Origin of the sequence: Paenibacillus sp. p3-SID867, assembly GCF_025142895.1 — a bacterium.
Lineage (GTDB): Bacteria > Bacillota > Bacilli > Paenibacillales > Paenibacillaceae > Paenibacillus_AQ.
Window position 1 is genome coordinate 1 of sequence record NZ_JAMBDM010000058.1, and the last position, 384, is coordinate 384.

A 384-nucleotide genomic window follows, 5' to 3' on the forward strand; every position below is an offset into this window, starting at 1 on the left:
CGAATCAAACCATCTATCAGATTTTCTCCAACTTCCACTTGTCCACCAGGGTAAACCCAACCACCGTCACGAGTTTTTACTAAAAGTATATTTCCTTGACCATCTTCTACAAATCCACCTGTAGCTACGATATGCGTTGGAAATGGCATATTACGACCTCCTTATACAGTAACGTTTGTATATTTATTCCACAGCCTTCTCGCACTACCCTGCCCGTTAGCTTAATGAAATTGCATGGAAACATAGTTAGATACTTATCTAATCGGTGATCGGCTCATGTTCTTGTCCATTACGGCAATCGGTACAAGTTCTTGTCTTTGACTCGGGACAAGAACTTGTACCGATAAAACAAAAAAGCCGCTATTTTAGCGACTTTCTATGGGA

1 protein-coding gene is annotated in these 384 nt (G+C 40.9%); it reads right to left on the minus strand.

Annotated features, from left to right (window positions below; translation table 11 throughout):
* A partial coding sequence (locus M4D81_RS34650; RefSeq protein WP_260069693.1) for an NUDIX domain-containing protein occupies positions 1 to 149 on the minus strand: 149 nt, incomplete at its 3' end.
* Between the last annotated feature and the right edge of the window lie 235 nt (positions 150 to 384).